Origin of the sequence: Meiothermus luteus, assembly GCF_003574085.1 — a bacterium.
GTDB lineage: Bacteria > Deinococcota > Deinococci > Deinococcales > Thermaceae > Meiothermus > Meiothermus luteus.
Genome location: NZ_QWKZ01000158.1, coordinates 1 through 3,585, shown reverse-complemented (window position 1 = coordinate 3,585; position 3,585 = coordinate 1). Strand labels below are relative to the sequence as shown.

Annotated in this window: 4 protein-coding genes and 1 pseudogene; 3 read left to right on the top strand and 2 right to left on the bottom strand. The window is 64.1% G+C overall.

All coding sequences use genetic code 11. From position 1 onward, the window contains the following. From Mlute_RS16295 to Mlute_RS14500, 3 genes and pseudogenes are all read left to right on the top strand, one after another. Positions 1-222 (top strand): annotated as a pseudogene (locus Mlute_RS16295) (hypothetical protein); the annotation flags it as partial. A gap of 41 nt (positions 223-263) precedes the next feature. Continuing rightward, positions 264-1,505 (top strand): S41 family peptidase, encoded by a 1,242-nt coding sequence (locus Mlute_RS14505; RefSeq protein ID WP_182482591.1) that lies wholly within the window; start codon positions 264-266, stop codon positions 1,503-1,505. Between the two features lie 7 nt (positions 1,506-1,512). Further along, positions 1,513-2,793, top strand: coding sequence for a S41 family peptidase (locus tag Mlute_RS14500; protein WP_119361258.1), 1,281 nt, complete (start codon positions 1,513-1,515; stop codon positions 2,791-2,793). A 54-nt stretch (positions 2,794-2,847) separates the two neighbouring features. Here the strand turns inward: Mlute_RS14500 and Mlute_RS14495 are convergent, their stop codons facing one another. Together Mlute_RS14495 and Mlute_RS14490 are read right to left on the bottom strand one after the other, a co-directional pair. After that, positions 2,848-3,333 (bottom strand): bL17 family ribosomal protein, encoded by a 486-nt coding sequence (locus Mlute_RS14495; protein WP_119361257.1) that lies wholly within the window; start codon positions 3,331-3,333, stop codon positions 2,848-2,850. 22 nt (positions 3,334-3,355) lie between these two features. Then, on the bottom strand, positions 3,356-3,585 hold a 230-nt coding region (locus Mlute_RS14490; RefSeq protein ID WP_245959002.1), incomplete at its 5' end, for a DNA-directed RNA polymerase subunit alpha C-terminal domain-containing protein.

Sequence of the window (3,585 nt, the reverse complement as noted above, 5' to 3'; positions counted from 1 at the left end):
AGCCAGTGGGGGGCCCGGGGGCTGGCCCTTTTGGGCTGGGACTTCCGCCAGATTCTGGGCTACTACTACCCCGGAACCTTTCTAAGCGGCTTTGAGGTGGTTCAGGGGTCGCAGGGATGGCCCCTTGGATGGACCTCCAACCGGCACAGGTCTTCCATAAAAACCGGAGGAACCCCCACCGCCCAGCCCGCGCCCCTGTGGAAGCCCCAGCCCCTAGACTGAAACTACCATCCCTCTCACCTTTTCCCCCTTAGTATTGAAGCATGGTAAGAAAGGCCCTCCTGAGTCTGCTGAGCCTGGGCGCAATGGGTCTGGCCTTGGCCTCGCCGGCACAAGACCTCTTTGATCAGGCCACATTTCTGATTGGCTTCTATTACAACGGCCCGGCCAAGGTACCCCACTTCCGCGAGCTGCGGCGGCAGTACCAGCCCGAACTTGACCGGCTTTGCGCCTCGGAGGGCAACCGCTGCGGCTTTGAAAAGGCCCGGAAGGTAATAGAACGCATCGTGAGGGACATCGGCGACCCCTTCACCACCCTCATCACCCAGGAGGAGCTCATAAACGACCAGCGCTATGGGGCCGGGCTAGGGCCCGCGGCCCCCCGCATCGGCGTCTGGGTGCGGGAGAGCGCAAGGGGCCTGGTGATCTCGGAGGCCTTTCCTGGGGAACCCGCCTACCAAGCCGGGCTTCGGCGCGGCGACCTTATCACCCAGATCAACGGCCAGCCCGCCACCCCAGCCCGCCTCAAGGCCGCGGAGGCCGAGGGCAGGCCCATTGCGCTGAGCTACAGCCGTCAGGGAAGCCCCCGCAGCGTGACCCTCACCCCCAGGGTGGCCCAGGCCACCATGCAGCCCCGTTTGGAGTTGCACGGCGACATCGCTTACCTGCGGGTCTACCACCTCTACAGCTCGGAGGAGTTCTCCCCTGCCCAGCTCATCCACGACGCAGCCCGACGAGCCGAGCAGGCCGGGGCCCGGGGCATGGTCATTGACCTGCGCGATGCCCTCACCGGCTACGATTCGGAGGCTCTGCTGGCCGCTGCGGCCTTCACCGGAGGGGGTGGCTTCATCTACGACCGCCGTTTCCAAGGCCAGGACGAAACCCACACCGTGGAGGACGGAAAGTTAAAGGTGCGGCACGAAAGCGGCGACGAGGAGGAGCTGAGCGAGCTAAAGCAGCCCTACCTGGCCCGCCTCCCGGTGGTGGTGTTGGTCAACCGCAACACCTTCAACTCCACCGAGATGTTGGCCTACTTCCTGCAAAAAGCGGGTCGGGCCAGGGTGGTGGGGGAACCCACCGCAGGAGCCTTGGGCATGTCCGGCAGCGCCGAAGGACCCCTCATCAACGGCGAGTTCATCGCGGTCTCCTCGCTGAGGATGCGCAACCTAGATGGATCACCTTTTCCCCTCAGGGTCACCCCGGACTTCATAATTGAAGAGGACCTAGAAGCCCTAGCCGCAGGGCGCGACGTGGTTTTGGAGCGTGCTCTGGAGTTGCTGCGGTAGGTGAAGTATGCGCAAATTTTTGGCAGTCCTAGCCCTTTGGGCGGCCTCTTTTTCGCTGGCCTCGCCCGCCCAAGACCTTTTTGACCAGGCCAGCTTCTATGTGGAGTTCTACTACAACGGCCCAGCCCGACTAAACCTCAAGGAGTTAACCACCCGTTACCAGCTCGAGCTGGACCAGGCCTGCGCCCCTCAGAAGGACACCTGCCCTTACGACCAGGCAGTGCCCATCATCCAGCGGATGATTGAGGAGCTAAAGGATAACCACACCTACTACCTGAGCCCAGAGGCCCTGCGCAGCACCCGGGAAAGCCGCCAGGGCAACGCCCCTTCCCGCGCCCTGCGCATCGGCATCACCCACGTGGCCATCCCTGGTTCGCGCGACCGGTTGATCGTGGACGTGGTGGAAGGAGGCCCTGCCGATGAGGCTGGCCTGGCCTACGGCGACCGCATCATCGCGGTCAATGGGCGGCTGCTCAACGATCTTCCAGACGAGAACCAGGCCGCGCAGTTCCTGGTTCAAGCCGTGCAGACCGGCCGCCCAGTGGTGCTAACCATCCTGCGGGGCCCCGAACGGCAACGGCTAGAGATTACCCTTACTGGCCGGGAAATCAACCTAGCCCGCTTCCCTTCCCTCAAAATCCGGCCCGACGGGGTGGCGGTGCTCCGCATTCCCGACTTTGACGCGCAGGGCCAGGTGGGCCGGAAGGTACACGAGCTGGTTCGGGAGGCCCAGCAGAAGGGGGCTCGAGCCATGATCCTGGATTTGCGCGGCAACAGCGGCGGTCTGCTGAACGAGATGATTATCTCAGCCGCAGCCTTCTTAGATGAGGCCTACGTGGCCCTGGCCGACCGCTACCAGACCGAGCGCACCGAGTTCCGTGTGCGCGACGGGCGCATCACCATCACCCGAAACGGGCAAAGCGAGAGCGCCAACCTCCCCTTTTCGGCGCGCTGGCGAGGGCCCTTAGCGGTATTGATAGACAGCAACACCGCTTCCGGCGGAGAATACCTGGCCTCGGCCATCCAGCGGGCCCGGGTAGCCCCCCTGGTCGGGGTGCCCACGCTGGGGATTGGCAACACCACCACCCGGCCCTTCAACCTCATCAACGGCGGGGCCATCAGCATCTCCTACAACCGGGCCTACTTCGCCGACGGAACCCCTTACCCCGAGCGAGCCACACCGGACATCGTGGCAGAAACCTCCATTGAGCAACTCGCCAACACCGGGCGCGACCTGCCCTTTGAAAAGGCCCTGGAGGCTTTGGGCATCAAGAGCGCCAGCCGCTAGCTCCCAAGAAAACCGCCCCAGCCATGTGGCTGGGGCTGGTCTGGTTCGGGGCCCTCAGCTCACCAGCTCCACCAAGGCGAGCTGGGTTCCGTCCCCCCGGCGCCACCGGGCCAGCTTGAGCACCCGGGTGTAGCCCCCCGGCCGGTCGGCGTAACGGGGAGCAATCTCCTCCATGAGGCGCTTGACCAGCTTGGGGTCGTGCAGGTCGCGCAAGAGCTGGCGGCGCAGGTGATTGCGGCGGGCGTAGGCGGCCAGCTCCTCCGGGGTAGCCAGCCGCTCCCCCTCCTTTAGGGGAAGCTCACGCCCATCCTTGTCGCGCCGCTTGGTGAAGCGCACCCCCTCGGGTACCTTCAGGGTGGGAGCCTTCTTGGCGGTGGTAATCAGGTGGTCCACAAAGCCAGCCAGCTCCTTGGCCTTGGGGATGGTGGTGGTGATGCGGCCTTCTTCAGAAAGCAACAGGCTTTTGGCCAGGTTGCGGAACAGGGCCACCCGGTGGGCCGAGTGGCGGTTGAGTTTTCTTCCAGCTTTACGGTGACGCATACTCCCTCCTTGGGTACCGAGCCTAGTCCTTCATGGTCAGCCCGTGCTGGGCTAGGCAGTCCTTAATCTCTTGCAGGCTGCGCTCACCAATTCCCGGTACCCTCTTGAGTTCCCTTTCGGAAAGGGCCAGTAGGCTCTCCACGCTCTCAATACCCTCTTCCTTTAGGTTATGCAAAACCCGGGTGCTCAGGCCAAGGTCCTCTAGGGTTAAGCCCACCGCTGGGGATGGAGGCGGTGCGGGCGGGGTGGGTG